At 60.3% G+C, this 14,304-nt stretch carries 14 protein-coding genes and 2 pseudogenes; 9 read left to right on the top strand and 7 right to left on the bottom strand.

The genetic code is table 11. The features are described from left to right. Positions 1-27 precede the first annotated feature (27 nt). The 4 genes and pseudogenes from XH93_RS42685 to XH93_RS42945 all read left to right on the top strand — a co-directional run. A pseudogene (locus tag XH93_RS42685) lies at positions 28-408 on the top strand (reverse transcriptase domain-containing protein); the annotation flags it as partial. 37 nt (positions 409-445) lie between these two features. After that, complete coding sequence (locus XH93_RS42115) at positions 446-640, top strand: hypothetical protein (protein WP_246799776.1); 195 nt, start codon at positions 446-448, stop codon at positions 638-640. A gap of 177 nt (positions 641-817) precedes the next feature. Beyond that, a pseudogene (locus XH93_RS09585) lies at positions 818-1,104 on the top strand (transposase); the annotation flags it as partial. 18 nt (positions 1,105-1,122) lie between these two features. Further along, positions 1,123-1,509 carry a hypothetical protein gene (locus XH93_RS42945; RefSeq protein ID WP_371815152.1) on the top strand — a complete coding sequence of 129 codons (387 nt, stop codon included), beginning with the start codon at positions 1,123-1,125 and terminating at the stop codon, positions 1,507-1,509. 14 nt (positions 1,510-1,523) lie between these two features. On the opposite strand, the gene XH93_RS09580 is transcribed toward XH93_RS42945, so the two are convergent. Further along, positions 1,524-2,475, bottom strand: a protein-coding gene (locus XH93_RS09580) for an IS630 family transposase (protein ID WP_371814956.1) whose coding sequence is annotated in 2 segments (ribosomal slippage) — positions 1,524-2,130 and positions 2,129-2,475 — 954 coding nt in all. Because the reading frame shifts where the segments join, the coding sequence is not laid out codon by codon here. Positions 2,476-2,763: 288 nt separating this feature from the next. Between XH93_RS09580 and XH93_RS09575 the strand changes: the two genes are divergently transcribed. From XH93_RS09575 to ltrA, 3 genes are all read left to right on the top strand, one after another. After that, entirely contained in the window at positions 2,764-3,165 is a 402-nt protein-coding gene (locus tag XH93_RS09575; protein WP_194473306.1) for a transposase, read from the top strand. Beyond that, on the top strand, positions 3,162-3,374 hold the full coding sequence (tnpB, locus tag XH93_RS09570) for an IS66 family insertion sequence element accessory protein TnpB (RefSeq protein WP_194473305.1): 213 nt from the start codon (positions 3,162-3,164) through the stop codon (positions 3,372-3,374). Before XH93_RS09575 ends, tnpB (XH93_RS09570) begins: the two co-directional genes overlap by 4 nt. Before the next feature lie 519 nt (positions 3,375-3,893). Next, positions 3,894-5,168 (top strand): group II intron reverse transcriptase/maturase, encoded by a 1,275-nt coding sequence (gene ltrA / locus XH93_RS09565; protein WP_194473304.1) that lies wholly within the window; start codon positions 3,894-3,896, stop codon positions 5,166-5,168. Positions 5,169-5,264: 96 nt separating this feature from the next. Here the strand turns inward: ltrA and XH93_RS09560 are convergent, their stop codons facing one another. The 3 genes from XH93_RS09560 to XH93_RS42940 all read right to left on the bottom strand — a co-directional run bounded on the left by XH93_RS09560 (position 5,265) and on the right by XH93_RS42940 (position 8,572). After that, positions 5,265-7,382, bottom strand: a complete 2,118-nt coding sequence (locus tag XH93_RS09560; RefSeq protein WP_194473303.1) for a recombinase family protein — start codon at positions 7,380-7,382, stop codon at positions 5,265-5,267. A gap of 285 nt (positions 7,383-7,667) precedes the next feature. Then, positions 7,668-8,129, bottom strand: a complete 462-nt coding sequence (locus tag XH93_RS09555) for a helix-turn-helix domain-containing protein (protein ID WP_194473302.1) — start codon at positions 8,127-8,129, stop codon at positions 7,668-7,670. Between the two features lie 176 nt (positions 8,130-8,305). Then, positions 8,306-8,572 (bottom strand): DUF5372 family protein, encoded by a 267-nt coding sequence (locus XH93_RS42940; RefSeq protein WP_194473301.1) that lies wholly within the window; start codon positions 8,570-8,572, stop codon positions 8,306-8,308. On the opposite strand from XH93_RS42940, the gene tnpB (XH93_RS09545) reads away from it, so the two are divergent. Both tnpB (XH93_RS09545) and XH93_RS09540 read left to right on the top strand, forming a co-directional pair. Further along, complete coding sequence (gene tnpB, locus XH93_RS09545) at positions 8,560-8,769, top strand: IS66 family insertion sequence element accessory protein TnpB (RefSeq protein WP_210340462.1); 210 nt, start codon at positions 8,560-8,562, stop codon at positions 8,767-8,769. The genes XH93_RS42940 and tnpB (XH93_RS09545) overlap by 13 nt on opposite strands. 44 nt (positions 8,770-8,813) lie before the next feature. Then, complete coding sequence (locus XH93_RS09540) at positions 8,814-10,454, top strand: IS66 family transposase (protein WP_194473299.1); 1,641 nt, start codon at positions 8,814-8,816, stop codon at positions 10,452-10,454. Between the two features lie 94 nt (positions 10,455-10,548). On the opposite strand, the gene XH93_RS09535 is transcribed toward XH93_RS09540, so the two are convergent. From XH93_RS09535 to istB, 3 genes are all read right to left on the bottom strand, one after another. Continuing rightward, positions 10,549-10,986, bottom strand: a complete 438-nt coding sequence (locus XH93_RS09535) for a hypothetical protein (RefSeq protein WP_050421751.1) — start codon at positions 10,984-10,986, stop codon at positions 10,549-10,551. Between the two features lie 331 nt (positions 10,987-11,317). Further along, positions 11,318-12,307 carry a LysR family transcriptional regulator gene (locus XH93_RS09530; protein WP_194473298.1) on the bottom strand — a complete coding sequence of 330 codons (990 nt, stop codon included), beginning with the start codon at positions 12,305-12,307 and terminating at the stop codon, positions 11,318-11,320. A 1,256-nt stretch (positions 12,308-13,563) separates the two neighbouring features. Further along, entirely contained in the window at positions 13,564-14,304 is a 741-nt protein-coding gene (gene istB, locus XH93_RS09525; RefSeq protein ID WP_194473297.1) for an IS21-like element helper ATPase IstB, read from the bottom strand.

The raw sequence follows: 14,304 nt of genomic DNA, 5'->3' as shown, positions 1-14,304 counted from the left end.
TTCATGCACTATGCATTTGATCTCTAGATGGCACGGATGTTCCCCGATCTCAGGTGGTGTCGGTATGCAGATGACGGGTTGGTACATTGTCGGAATGAGATGGAGGCGCAAAGCGTTCGCGAAGCGCTCCAGGCTCGGCTGGCGGAGTGCTGCCTGGAACTGCATCCTACGAAGACGAGGATCGTCTACTGCAAGGACGACCGACGCCGGGGCAAGACTGAGACGGTTATGTTTGACTTTCTCGGTTATTGCTTCCGGCCGCGATCGGTCCTGGGGCCGCGTTCGCAGAGGATGTTCTGCGGGTTCACTCCGGCGGTCAGCAAACCAGCGCTGAATGCCATGCGAGCGACGATCCGAGGCTTGAAACTTCGCAAGCGAACCGAGGTGACTTTGGACGATATTGCCCGCGAGCTAAACCCGATGGTTAGGGGGTGGATCGCTTATTATGGGCAATATACGCGTTCAGCGCTATCCTTTGGCGCGCTACATCAACCAGACGTTGGCTATCTGGTTGAAGCGAAAGTACAAGCGCTTCCATCACCGCTTTGGACGCGCGCGTCTCTTCCTGGAGAAGATCGCGCGTGAGAACCGCAGGCTCTTTGTGCATCGGCAACTCGGCGATGGCGGCAAGCTTGCCTGATGGGAGCCGGGTGAGGCGAGAGTCTCACGCCCGGTTCTGCGAGAGGCTGGAGGTGAAATACCTCCGGCCTACTCACCGCACCGTGCCGGTCTTGGCCAAGGGCAAGACTCGGAGCGGCCGGCTCTGGACCTATGTCGCGACGACCGGCCATTCGCCGGACCAGATCCCCCGGCGGCCGTGTTCTTCCACTCGCCCGATCGTGATGGTGAGCATCCGGAACAGCACTTGGCAGGCTACGCGGGGCTGATGCAGGCCGACGCCTATGCGGGATTCAGCAGACTCTACGAGGCCAATCGCAAAGCAGGCCCGATCGTCGAGGTGGCGTGCTGGGCGCACGGCAGGCGCAAGTTCTTTGACCTCGCACGACTCCGATCGCGGCCGAGGCTGTCAAGCGCATCGACGTCCTGTTCGCCATCGAAGGCGAGATCAACGGTCTTGTTCCGCAGGAACGTCTGCGCGTGCACCAGGAGCGGAGCCGCCCGGTGATCGTCGAGCTGGAGGCGTGGTTACGCGAGCAGCAGCGTCTTGCTGGGTATCGGGCAGCACGCCTCCTACAGGTAAGCGGGACGCGGTTCTTTGCGGCGGAGATAATTGGTCTCGTCCGGATACTTGGAATCTGCCCAGTCGATCTTGAAGAACTTGCAGGCCGCTACATCTCCGCCGAACTCCTCCAGTATCGCCGCGTAGACTTCGTGGCGATTGTCGGCGAGCCAAGCCAGCGCGTCCGTCGGGTCGACATAGTATTCGGGCTGGCAGTCCCCGTTGTCGTAGGCCCATGCGTGGAGCAGGGTGTCGTAGAGAGTAAGGTAGCCGTCGACTCCTATGACACCTTTGCTGCCTTTTCGGCTGGCGCGCCGCTCCACTTCTAGAGAGCAGATTCTGATCAGACGCGATCATAGCCGGCAGCGGCGAAGAAGTTCAGACACTCTTGGGCGGTGAAGGCGGCCAAGGCGAGGGCGATAGCGTTGACCAAAGCCTCGATAGATCTGGCGGCCGCCTTTCGAAGGGCGGCTTTGAGCTTGGCGAAGGCCATTTCGATCGGATTGAGGTCGGGCGAATAAGGCGGCAGATAGAGGAGCCGAGCGCCCGCTGCATCGATTGCGATGCCGACCTCGGCCCGCTTGTGTGCTGCGAGATTGTCCATCACCACGATGTCGCCGGGCCTGAGTGTCGGCACGAGGACTTGCGTCACGTAAGCCTCGAACGCCGAACCATCCATGGGGCCATCGAGGACCGTCGGCGCCGTCATGCCAGTCGCCCTGAGCGCGCCGACGAAGGTCGTCGTCTTCCAATGACCATGCGGGAGCGCTGCAACACAGCGCTGGCCGTACGGCGAACGGCCATAGAGCCGCGCCATCTTGGTCGAGGCTCCGGTCTCGTCGATGAATACCAACCGGTGGATGTCGATTTCAGACTGGGATGCCTTCCACGCCGCGCGTTCAGCGGCGACGTCCGGCCGATCCTGCTCGCTGGCGTGCGATGTTTTTTTTGAACGTGATGTTGCGGCGATCGAAGAACCGCCAGACCACGCTCGGCGCGAAACGCTCGCCGTGGACTTTGAAGAGATGATCGGCGATCTCGGCCAGCGTCATGTCAGGCGTAGCCTCGACCAGGGAGAGGATCTCTGCAGCATGCCCCTCGATCCGAGCCGAACGCCGGTCGCCACCCTGCGCTTCCGCCTCACAGGCGCCGGTGCTTCGCCACTCGCTGACCAGTTCGATCGCTGTCGACGGCGCCACGCCGAACCGGCCGGCGGCGCCCCGACAGCTCATGCCTTCATCTTCCACGGCCCGAACAATGCGAAGGCGAAGATCCGGCGAGAGGGGTTTAGCCATGGGGGCTGGCCTCCATCACCAGCCCTCAGGGTGAATCACGATTTGCCCCGGAAGGGAATCCCTTTCGATTCCGCCAGGTCGGAAAATGCTCTAGTCGACGAGCCTGTGGATCGCGTTGAGGTCCGCTATTTCGAACCAGGCCGAGGCGTCGAACCGAACCGCACCGTGAGTGCGAGCGTTGCAGTAGGCATGGATCATGGAAGGTTCCTGGGAATTCCTACGGCGTGGGCCGCCTTGTCTGACGTGACGGGACGGTGAAGACATAGGCGTATGACTGGTCATACGCCTATGTTGAAGGTCGCGCGGCTCGACGTAATTTCGTCGGGTGCGCGGCGCCGTTGGACGCTGGACGAGAAGCAACGGATCGTGGCGGAGAGTTACGCCGCGCCGCGGCAGGTGTCGGCGACAGCGCGGAGGAACGGGCTGTCTGCGAGCCAGCTGTTTACATGGCGCCGGCTGGCCCGGGATGGTCGGCTTGCGGAAGCGGACGGGGGGACGACATTTGCACCGATAGTTATATCGCCGGAACAGCCTGAAGCTGCGGATCGGAGCCTGTCACCTCAGGCATGTGCGCCGGCGGTGGCGGGTCGGATCGAGATCGTGCTGATGCGCGGACATCGGGTGATCGTCGACAATGACGTCGATGCGGCCGTGCTGGCGCGGGTTGTGGCGGTGCTGGAGCGGCGATGATTCCGGTGCCGAGCAATGTTCGGGTGTGGCTGGCAACCGGGCACACCGATATGCGCAAGGGATTTGCGAGCCTCTCGCTGCAGGTGCAGGAAGTGCTGCGGCGCGATCCGCTGGGTGGGCACCTGTTCTGCTTCCGCGGACGCAGCGGCAATCTTCTGAAAGTGATCTGGCATGGTGTGCTGCAGAGCATGAAGGAGGTGAATAACTGAATTTAATGCGTACAGCTTTATGAGAGATGGAGGACGGCCCTCCTGCATCGGCGTTCCAGGCGCAGATGCAAAACCACGACACTGTGGCTTCGCTTAAAAGGCGCGGTCATCAGCAAGTGTTGCAAAAGTCCCGGGTTTACGGGGCAGGTGAGTATCCAGAAGGCGAGCGAAAGCGAATCTTCCGATGACGCGTCGAAAATTATTCAGACGTCGCCAAAATCAGGGGCGCGTGCCATCCCTGAGATCAATCCGCGAGGCGCTTGGATTACTGCGCGGATGGCGACCGGCGTTTAGGGGACGCGATCTGGATACAGGCTCTTGTAGAGAACTGCAGGAACCAGTCGTTGTGATGCCAAGGGAGAAGTTCAAGCGGCGCACACCGCGAGACGAGAGTACCGAAGCACAACACTGGGGCGGATCGGCTCGTAGTAGTGATGAAGGTGCTGTAATGGTGCTGGAGCGAAGGGGTCGAAACAAGTGGGTTGCGCCCGCATGCAACTGTGATGAGCAGGAGGACATATGAGTGTAACCGGACGCAAGCAGTACGATATCGACAAGCAGACAGTGATGAAGGCCTACCGATTGGTCAAAGCCAATGCGGGCTCGGCTGGAGTGGATAAGGTGTCGCTCGAAGCATTTGAGAAGGACTTGAAGGGCAACCTTTACAAGATCTGGAATCGAATGTCTTCCGGCAGCTACTTTCCACATGCCGTTCGGGCCGTCCCCATTCCCAAGAAGAACGGCGGACAACGCATTCTAGGCGTGCCGACAGTAGCAGATCGCGTGGCGCAGACGGTCGTCAAGCTAAAGATTGAACAAGCACTCGAGGAAATCTTCCTTCCCGATTCCTACGGCTACCGGCCTGGAAAATCCGCGCTGGACGCCGTTGGCGTCACCCGGCAACGGTGCTGGAAGATGGACTGGGTGCTGGAGTTCGACATCAAAGGCTTGTTCGACAATATCAGCCATGAACTGCTTATGAAGGCCGTCAGGAAGCATGTGCAAGACGAATGGGCTCTGCTCTACATCGAACGCTGGCTAACAGCGCCGATGCAAGGCAAAGACGGAGCGACCACCGCTCGCGACCGGGGCACACCCCAAGGCGGCGTGATCAGTCCCGTCCTTGCCAATTTGTTCTTGCATTATGCGTTCGATACATGGATGGCGCGGAACTTCCCGCGGTCACCGTGGTGTCGATACGCGGACGACGGGCTCGTACATTGCCGAACCAAGGGTGAAGCGGAAGCTATCAAGGCGGCGCTGCAAGCAAGGTTCGAGGAGTGCGAACTCGAAATGCATCCCGACAAGACCAAGATCGTCTATTGCAAAGACAGCAATCGCCGGGGGAGCCATGACAGTCAGTCATTCGACTTTCTGGGCTTTACCTTTCGACCGCGCAGGGCAAGAAACCATCAGAAGAATAAGAACTTCTGCACGTTCTCGCCAGCGGCCAGCAGGGTAGCGATGAAGTCTATGCGTACGACGATCCGGCAACTCCGGCTCAGGCTTCGCTCGCAGACGGAAGTCGACGCAATCGCTTTGGAACTGAACCCCGTCCTTCGTGGATGGATGCAGTACTACGGCAGATATGGGCGGTCAGAAATGCACGACCTGTATCGATACGTCGACGAATCTCTTAACCGCTGGGCGCGACGCAAGTACAAAGGGCTGAAGAATGGAAAGGTCAGAGCCTCCACCTGGCTCAGGTTGATCCGCTGCCGTAGGCCGAAGCTGTTCGCTCATTGGGCGAGGTTGAGTTCTGCTTCGTTACTTGTTGAGAGCCGTATGACGTGAGAGCGTCACGTACGGTTCGGAGAGCGGCTCCGGGTGCAACTCCCGGGGCCGACTCACCATGGACTGGGCATGTCGCTTTATGCCAACTACGTGCATTCATACTACAGCTCCTTCAGCTTCAGTTGAGGGTTTTGGCACCATTGCCGTCGTGAGGGCGGCGGCTCGATCGACAAGACGATTCCATCGACTGCATTGCTTGCGGGGCAGGTTCGCTGTGGGAATCTCGTAGAGGCAATAGTGTGCATTGTAGGCGTGTCTGGTAACGAGTCCATGTTCAGCCCACCTGGCGATGGTCGTTTCGTGGATGTTGAGGCGCGCCGCGGCTTCCCGTTTTGTCAGCATTCCGCGATCTCGCAGTCGGTCATAGCGCGAGCGCAAGCCATAGCGATGGACGAGATACGCGACCCGCAAGGCCGTGAAGCAGGTCTCGTGGCGGCCGGGGCGCGCTGATCCACCCGGGCGATATCCTTGCTGGTTGAGAAGTTCGGCAATCTCGGAATAGATGTGTTTATCGAGGAGCTTGTCGACCAACTCGACGATACCGGGTTGCGTCTTGACCTGCTGCGCGGAAGATTTTGGGCTCATGGTGGTGAGCGTTTGGATTTTGCCACCCTTGAAGCGAACGTGAATTTTGGTGGTTCGTTCCGCCGGCATCTTGATGAGGGTGACATCCTCGATGATGTGGGCGAGCAGCCGTTTGCGTTCACGGTCCGGCGTGTCTGGATCTGCCCAAAGCTTACTGAAGTCGGCCGTCATCGCGGTCAGCCGCTCGCGGACAGCTTCATCGAGGACGAGCTGATCCCGCTCTCGTGCGCGCTCTCGATCTTCCCGGGCTTTGGCCAGCACGCGGAGCTTGTCGTTCCATTCACCTTCGAGCGTATCGGCGACGAGACGATTATTGGGGTCGACCAACATGAAGCGGCGCTGAGCGAGATCCGCTTCGATTTGGGCGCGTTCGATCGCGCGACAGCGCAGCTGGTCTGCTTCCTCATACCTGGCTTCGATCTCCCTGCGGATGTCGAGCGTCAACTCGACGGCGGCCGGCGTCATCTGTTCGGCAATCAGCATGCCGATGGCTTTATCGATCTGAGGCCCGGCGATTGACTGGCAGTTTGGCTCGCCACGATAGCCGTGAGCGCGATCACAGACGTACCAGGCATCCAGCCGTCCGCGCCGGGCAGCGTAGCGGATGCGGAAATGTTTACCGCATCGCCCGCACACCACCCGTCCTTGCAGCAGTGCCGTACCTTCCCGAGGAGGCGATGCGCGCGCCACTTCATATCCTCGACCGTTGGTCTTAAGAATTTTGAGATTCTCCTGGAACTGCTCCCAGGTGATGTAGCCGGGATGGGCATCCGGGATACAAGCCAGCCAGTCATCGTGGTCACGCCGCTGCAGAGTCTTCTTACCGTCGATGGTTCGTCGATAGCGCCGGCGTCCATAGGCGTAGGCGCCGGCATACCTTGGATTGTTCAAGACGCGTATCGCCGTTGATGCGGTCAGTGTCCGAAAAACTGTGGTCTCGCTGTTGCGCAGACGCGAGGGAAACAGAAGGCCTTCCTTGCGAAAGGCCTTGACGGTCTGGCATGCGGAGCCCACGCGAGAGAACGTGTCAAAGAAATGGACGATTGTCTCCCTGATCTGCGAGTCGGGATCGAACGTCACGTTGCCGGACTGGTCATAGATCAGCCCAGTTGGCAAGACGCAGCGGTACTCGCCGCGCCTGACCTTGTTGAGGATTCCGCCGCGTAGCCTTGCTTTGATCACATGCAACTCGGCCTCACTCATTGTGCCCTTGAGCCCGAGCAGGAGGCGGTCATTGAAGCTTGACGGATCGTAGACGCCATCCTCATCGAGGATCAGGGTGTCGGCCAGTGCGCAGATCTCCAGCAAACGCTGCCAGTCAGCATTGTTCCGCGCCAGGCGAGAGACCTCCAGGCCCATCACGATGCCAGCGTGCCCCATGCCGACGTCGCTGACTAGGCGCTGAAAGCCTTCGCGCCAGGCAGCCGATGCACCGGACTCGCCCTGATCGCTGTCGATGACGATAATTTGCTCGTCGCGCCAGCCAAGGGCAGTTGCGCGTCCGCGAAGCGCATATTGCCGCTTCGCGCTCTCGACGTTCTCAACGACTTGTCGCATCGAGGACTGGCGAATGTAGAGGTAGGCACCCCGTTCGAGGTGGTGAGGCTGGACTTTGAGGGACTCCTTCATAGCGTTCTCCGCTCGGGTGTGCTCATCGCCATTGTCGCGAGCACGTAAACGACAGCTGTGCGCTCGTTACGCGGCGCTGGTGGAGTACGCGATGCAACTGACTGTTGAACGGGGCCTGCGGCGGCCAGCGTCTGCGCCCATCCCCACATGCCCCGGCGCAGAAAAAGCATGAGGCCACTGCGGGCCGTAGGCGGCAGCGCTTCGCCGAGAGCTGCCATACGCAGCACCTCATACTGGGCCGCAATGGCGGGCGAGAGGATTGAACACGCCGGTGTCGTGGCGTGTTCATCCGGCAGTTTTTTTTAATGCTCGCTCGATCGTCCTGGGATGAACCACGATGCCGAGCTCGGCGCGGATCAAGCTCGCCAGCTCCCGAGCGCGAACTGGCTCGCCCGGGACCAGCCGCGCCTGCAGGAAGGCGAGGACCTCGCCCTGGACCTTGTGGGGGCCGCGGGGGCCCGGCTTCTTTGGGACCAGTCCCGCAATCCCTGCAGCATCGAAGTTCGCCTTCGCTTGGTAGTAGGTCGGCCTGGAGACGCCATACTCGTCGGAAGCCTCCGTCACCGAAGCGTTGTCGATCGAGACACGACGCAGCATCTCGTACTTGACCTGCACGGCGTCGTGCGGATCGAAGAACTCGCTTCCCTGAAACTTTGGATCGCGCACCTTCTCGGGCGTCGGATTGAGCGTGCCCTCCTCGAGGAGGGTGTCGGTCTTTGAGCGCTTGCTGTCGTGCTTCGCCGGCACCGTCGGCTCCGAGCGCGCGAATCATTAACGTAATTGTATTTATGCCGCACAATGTGCAAGCGTCAAGTCCACGACAGCAGTCGATAGCATACAATTGGCCGATATTTTGCGGAACTACGCGGACAAGAGAGGACTGTTGCGGCATTAATCACCTTACATTTGCGGCATAATCATCTTTACGGTTTGCGCGATCGCGAGGCTGCCCTGTCGGAAAGGCGCTTCACCAGGCTGGCCAGATCCATCAGGTCGACAGCACGCAAAAGTGCCCGTCCATGACCCATGATGATCTCTGGATCCGGGCTCACGAGATCGGTCCATTGCGGAGGAACTGACCATACGGTGGCGCCGTCGCCCTGCAGTAACAGGCGTTCGCCATACCGGTTGTATCGTTTGCCGACGCAGGGAAGCTGCCGCCCGAACAATGGGTGGAATGGATGCGTCACTCGCACAAACTGCCGCGCTGCATCCGAAGAGTCTGCATTCTCAGTTGAGGTACAAGCGGCTGGAGCGCGGGCGGTTTTTGTGGCCGAGCCCAGCCGACGGCGCGATCACGATCTCACCGGCACAGCTTGGTTACCTGCTGTCCGGAATTGACTGGCGCAATCCTCAGGAAACCTGGCGTCCGACGTCGGTCGGCTGACAGTTTTGGCTTGTGGATCGCGGCGGATGTGATTCCATCGTCTAATGAAAGACGCAGCTGAATCGCTCCCATCCGATCTCGCCGCCGCTCACGCGATGATCCTTAAGGAGCGCGCTGCGCGTGTGGAAGCCGAGGCGGTTGCAGCCCGCGTCCAGGCTGTGAACGCGAACACGGAAGCGCTGATCGCCCATCTCAAGCTCGAGATCGAGAAGCTGCGGCGCGAGCTTCACGGCAGCAGCTCAGAACGCAAGGCGCGGCTGCTCGAGCAGATGGAATTGCAGCTGGAGGACCTGGAAGCAGCCGCGACCGAAGATGAGATGGCGGCCGAACAGGCCGCGGCCGGTGCACAGACGGTACGCTCATTCCAGCGCAAGCGGCCTTCGCGCAAACCCTTCCCCGATCATCTGCCGCGTGAGCGCGTGGTGATTGCTGCGCCCGAGAATTGTCCCTGCTGCGGCTCGGCGAAGCTGTCGAAGCTCGGCGAGGACGTCACCGAAACGCTGGAGGTCATCCCCAGGTCCTGGAAGGTGATCCAGACGGTGCGCGAGAAGTTCTCGTGCCGGGAATGCGAGACGATTACCCAGCCGCCGGCGCCCTTCCATGTTACCCCGCGCGGCTTCGCTGGGCCGAATTTGCTGGCGATGATCCTGTTCGAGAAGTTCGGCCAGCACCAGCCGCTGAACCGCCAGAGCGAGCGATACCGGCGCGAAGGCATTGATCTCAGCCTCTCGACGCTGGCCGACCAGGTGGGGGCCTGCACTACGGTGCTGCAGCCGCTGCATGCGCTGATCGAGGCCCACGTTCTGGCCGCCGAACGGTTGCATGGCGACGACGCCACGGTGCCGATCCTGGCGAAGGGCAAGACGGTAAAGGGGCACATCTGGACCTATGTCCGCGACGACCGGCCGTTTGGCGGACGTGCACCGCCGGCGGCGCTGTATTACGCCTCTCGGGACCGACGCCATGAACATCCCGTCCGGCATCTTCGAAACTTCGCCGGCATTCTGCAGGCCGATGCCTATGACGGGTACAACGAACTTTACAAGGCGTCCCGCTTGCCGGGGCCGGTTACGTCGGCCCTGTGTTGGGCGCACGCAAGGCGGCAGTTCTTCGAGTTAGCGGATATTGCCGCCAATTTCCGGCGCGGCAAGAACGCAGCGGCGATCTCGCCTGTCGCGCTGGAGGCGGTCAGGCGCATCGACGTGCTGTTCGATATCGAGCGCGGCATCAATGGCCTAGGCGCCGAAGAGCGGCTGCGGGTGCGACATGAACAAAGCGCGCCTCATTTGACGGTCCTGGAAGCCTGGCTGCGCGATGAGCGTGCCCGCCTGTCGCGCTCTGCCTCCGTCGCCGAACCGATCGACTACATGCTCAAACGTTGGGACCGGTTTGCGCGATTCATCGACGACGGCAGGATCTGCCTCACCAACAACGCGGCCGAGCGCGCGCTGCGCGGCTTTGCGCTCGGACGCAAATCGTGGCTCTTTGCCGGTTCCGAACGCGGGGCCGACCGGGCCGCGGCCATGGCCACGCTGATCATGACGGCCAAGCTCAACGACATCGATCCGCTGGCCTGGCTCGCTGACGTGCTCGCTCGCATCGCCGGCATTCCGCAAGGCCGGCTTCACGAGCTACTGCCTTGGGAATGGAAGTGCGCGGCGTCCGCTATCGCTCAGGCGGCCTGATCACTATCGCGCCGGGTCAGAACGATCATCGACGGGCTGCGCGAGCTTCTGGCGTGCAATTGGAGAGCTGTACGCGAGCGGGCCAGGATGCGCGTCATCGCAGGCTGGCCGGTTCGACCGTCGTCTCGGCGTCAGCAGTATCGGCGTGGATAGCCTCCCGGATCAGCCGTTCTGTGGTCTGCTCGAAATACAGCCAGAGGTCCGTGTGCAGGTCGGAAAACTGCCGCCACACCACGGTGTCGAAAAAGCGGCGCGGCGCCCTGACCATGATCGTCGTCGCGCGCTGCCGCGGATATCGGAACGGCCGAATGCCATAACGCCGGCACAAGGCAATGAACAGCCGGACCGACCATTGGTCTGGCAGGCTGAACTTCATCTCGATCGGGGGATCGCGACGACTGACCTCCTCGAGCTTGGCCTTCAGCCGCTCTGCTGCGGCTTCAGCGGCGTCGCGTTCTCCCGCCGTGGCCGCGCCGAAATACAGCGCCTCCACCTTCTTCAGCCGATCGCGAAGCTGGTCTTCGATCCGCATGCCCTCGCTCCTCGAAAGCAACGAGGCCCTCGCACGAACCGGCCGTCAACCGCGGAAAACAGGCCGTCCACACATCATCGCACCGGAGCTAGGCTCCGCGGCCCTGGGCGAATGCTTACGTTCCTGGGGCTTCTCCAGACGATTATCGCGGGCTCGCGGCATGGTGCAAGTAGCGAGATCACTGGATTTCAGACAGTCCAGGGCAACCTGACCAGGGGCCCTCACCGGATGGGTACTTCCGATACGAGCTTGACGCTATTCTTCGCCTGATTGGATAACAGTCGAACTTGGTGTGTGTCGTAGCGCCAAGGCCGGCGCTCTCAGGCATAGTTTAGTGAGGGGGTATGGGCGCCGTGGAGCGGTGGCCCTTGTGCCTATTGAACCCGCTTTCGGTGCGTCGAGCTGTGGCCGGCCGCGGCATAGGAGCCCAATTTTCGTGTTGCTGCAAAGAAGTAAATATCACATTAACAACCACCTGCATTGGTCCAACGTACTCATCGGATCTACAAACGACGGATGTCCACCAATGAATGGGCGATCCTTCCAAAGGTCTCCAGACAAATTCGTTCGGTGCGGTTCCACTGTGTTGCTTAGGAAGCTGCTCTGTCGCGAGCGCAACTGCAGACTCGATTCTGAGAAACGCCTTCGTCATCCAGGCGCTATGCAGAATACGCGCCGGAACGTAACCGCCGGCGCGGCAAAGCTTCATGGTTTCATCGTAAAGCCGCGGGTGAAGATGACGCTCATACTGCACCAGAGCATAGGGGTTTAGGTCGCGAAGACATAGTTTATCCATTGCTGCAAGTGGATGCTCGGCAGAAATGATTACGCCTAGCGGCTGCCCAAGCGGCTCTGACACCCAAAGCCCCCTTTTATTGAACGGATAGCGGAGAACACCGACCTCTATTTTGCCAGCCGCTAATAGACCTTCCTGCTCGATTGTATTGGCCTCAATCAGATCCAGTTCTATCTGCTCCTGCCGCAGGCACGTTGCAATCGCCGATACCACGTTTCGCGAGGTTTCGGACGGGAGTGCGATCCGAAAGCGCCTTGGTCGCCTTGGCGACAGTGACCGTGCCACGTGCAGAGCAGCATTGAATGCTTCCACGGCAGCGCGCGCCTTCGGTAGGAACGCTTTACCCGCTCTGGTCAGATCAACCCTTTTGCTGGTACGGTCGAACAGCTTTACGTCCAACTCTGCTTCGAGATCGGCAATTCGCTTCGAAAGAGGCGGCTGGCTCATGTTGAGATCGCGCGCTGCCCTAGCGAAGCTGAGAGCTTCCGCAACGGCCACGAAGTAACGAAAGTGCCTGATATCCATGCATTGATTATAAACTACAAAAACCTGCCATCAAGATTGGCAGACGGCAAATTACCCATCAAGCTGACCAGAAAATATCGGTGCGCTGGGCGGAAGTCGTCCGGAGCGCGCATGAACGCACGACAAGGAATCGGCTGCCAATGTGCCTTACTTCCAAGAACGGCGTCTCGCCCCAATCTGGTTGCTCCGGCAGCGCAATATGAGGCGCCGGTCGGCGCCGAACCTTGGACGCTTGGATAGATAAGGGAGCTTTTGATGACCTGCTATCGATAGCTTCTGAGCTAATGAGAAGGATTGGCGTGAATCACCGCCGATCGGGCGCAACATACGACCTGGAAAATGGCCCGACATTAGGCGGGAACCTTCTGCCATACTGGCCGAAACACTCCATCCGACATCGTCACTATGAACCAGTTTGGTGACCGCTTGTGCCGTGTTGTTCGTACCTGACCGCAATCGTCCTCTACGCGTTAGCTCCGCATGAAAACGCGTGAACACATATCTTACCAGAGGCCGAAGCACTCTGAACTGAGCTGGCTTGAATAGTCCGACGCGTTGTCTGTTACGAGGTCGGCAAGGCCGCGTGCTGTAACGGCGGCCGAGGTGAATCCTGCGTGTCCCAGTCCGGTTGCCGCGAAGAGGCGACGAAGAGTGGGTACCCGTTCGACAATTGGGATGGAATCGGGGTGGCCGGGCGCTCTCCGCTCCAAACCTGGCAACCGGGTCGCGCTTTGAGCGCCGGTAGCAGCTTGCGGGCACGCTCCAGTGCGGACGAGAGCAACTGGGGACGAGCTTTCAAACCTGGCCAACCAAAGTGACTCAAGCCGGCGATTCGCGCTCCTCGTTCGCTAGGCGTGAGAACTACACCCAGGCTCGGTAGCGAAAGTGGCCGGCTGACGAATCCGGGCTCGACGTCCAGTTCAACGTGGTAGCCTCGCTCTGCAATGAGCGGGATCTTGTGACCGCAACTCGCCAAGAGCTGGTTAACTGCGGATTCCAATGATCGCGCGCAGCTATTCCAATCTGATGCCGCGCAGCGTTCCAATCTGATCGCGCGCTTGTGAGGGCCCCCGATCGTTAAGGCAATTGGCACTATCGTTAGCCCGTGGTCAAGCGGCTGCCGAAGAGATCACGCCTGATGTTTGATGGTGTCGCTCGACGGAGCGAAGCTGACCGGACGCGCACCCCCAACAGTGCCGTAGCGGCCGGTCAGATTCGCGGGCTGCAGTCTCGGTCTTCATCGGCTGATCCCGTAATCAAGGCCGAGGAAGAACGGGCGAGCGACGCATGGAGTCACCATTCAGTTCGAGCCTGTGAGCGTTGTGAAGCAGGCGATCAAGTATGGCATCAGCGTAAGTTGGGTCGTTTATGAGCTCATGCCATTTGGCAATTGGGAGCTGGCTGGTGACGAGTGTTGATCGACGGCCGTAGCGGTCTTCAAGGATTTCGAGCAGATAATGACGGGCATTGGCGTCGATGGCCTGGAGGCCCCAATCGTCCAAAATCAGGAGCTCGACGGCGGCGATGCTCTTCATCCGCGAAGTGAGTCGCCCGTCGCCCCGGGCAAGGTCCAGTTCTTCGAACAACCGCGGCAGCCGGGTGTAAAGGACAGAGTGGTTGTCCCGGCAGGCCTTGTGACCAAGCGCACAACCAAGCCAGCTTTTCCCGACGCCGGTTGGCCCGACGATGGCGCAATTCTCATGGTTTTTGATCCAGTCTCCCTTGAGCAGCATGTCGAACAAGCGGCGGTCGAGCCCACGGGAGGCGCGGTAGTCGATATCCTCGGGCACGGCATGATGACGCAGCTTTGCTTTACGAAGACGAAGCGCCAGGCGCCGGTTGTTACGCCAGGTCGCTTCATGGTCCAGCAGCAACGCCAGCCATTCGGCGTGAGCGAGATCATGGACCTCCTCGTTGTCTGCGAGGCTCGTGAAGGCATCGGCCATGCCGGTAAGGCCGAGCTGGGTAAGCAAGCGGAGTGTGGGGTGTGTCAGCAT

The sequence above is a fragment of the Bradyrhizobium sp. CCBAU 51753 genome (assembly GCF_015291565.1).
Taxonomy (GTDB): Bacteria; Pseudomonadota; Alphaproteobacteria; order Rhizobiales; family Xanthobacteraceae; genus Bradyrhizobium; species Bradyrhizobium ivorense.
This window is presented reverse-complemented; position numbering and strand designations above follow the sequence as displayed.

Coding starts and splice junctions, on each gene's coding strand:
- XH93_RS42115 (WP_246799776.1), top strand. CDS start 446: ATGGGCAATATACGCGTTCAGCGCTATCCTTTGGCGCGCTACATCAAC.
- XH93_RS09575 (WP_194473306.1), top strand. CDS start 2,764: ATGTTGAAGGTCGCGCGGCTCGACGTAATTTCGTCGGGTGCGCGGCGC.
- tnpB (WP_194473305.1), top strand. CDS start 3,162: ATGATTCCGGTGCCGAGCAATGTTCGGGTGTGGCTGGCAACCGGGCAC.
- ltrA (WP_194473304.1), top strand. CDS start 3,894: ATGAGTGTAACCGGACGCAAGCAGTACGATATCGACAAGCAGACAGTG.
- XH93_RS09560 (WP_194473303.1), bottom strand. CDS start 7,382: ATGAAGGAGTCCCTCAAAGTCCAGCCTCACCACCTCGAACGGGGTGCC.
- tnpB (WP_210340462.1), top strand. CDS start 8,560: ATGGATGCGTCACTCGCACAAACTGCCGCGCTGCATCCGAAGAGTCTG.
- XH93_RS09540 (WP_194473299.1), top strand. CDS start 8,814: ATGAAAGACGCAGCTGAATCGCTCCCATCCGATCTCGCCGCCGCTCAC.
- XH93_RS09535 (WP_050421751.1), bottom strand. CDS start 10,986: ATGCGGATCGAAGACCAGCTTCGCGATCGGCTGAAGAAGGTGGAGGCG.
- XH93_RS09530 (WP_194473298.1), bottom strand. CDS start 12,307: ATGGATATCAGGCACTTTCGTTACTTCGTGGCCGTTGCGGAAGCTCTC.
- istB (WP_194473297.1), bottom strand. CDS start 14,304: ATGCTGACACACCCCACACTCCGCTTGCTTACCCAGCTCGGCCTTACC.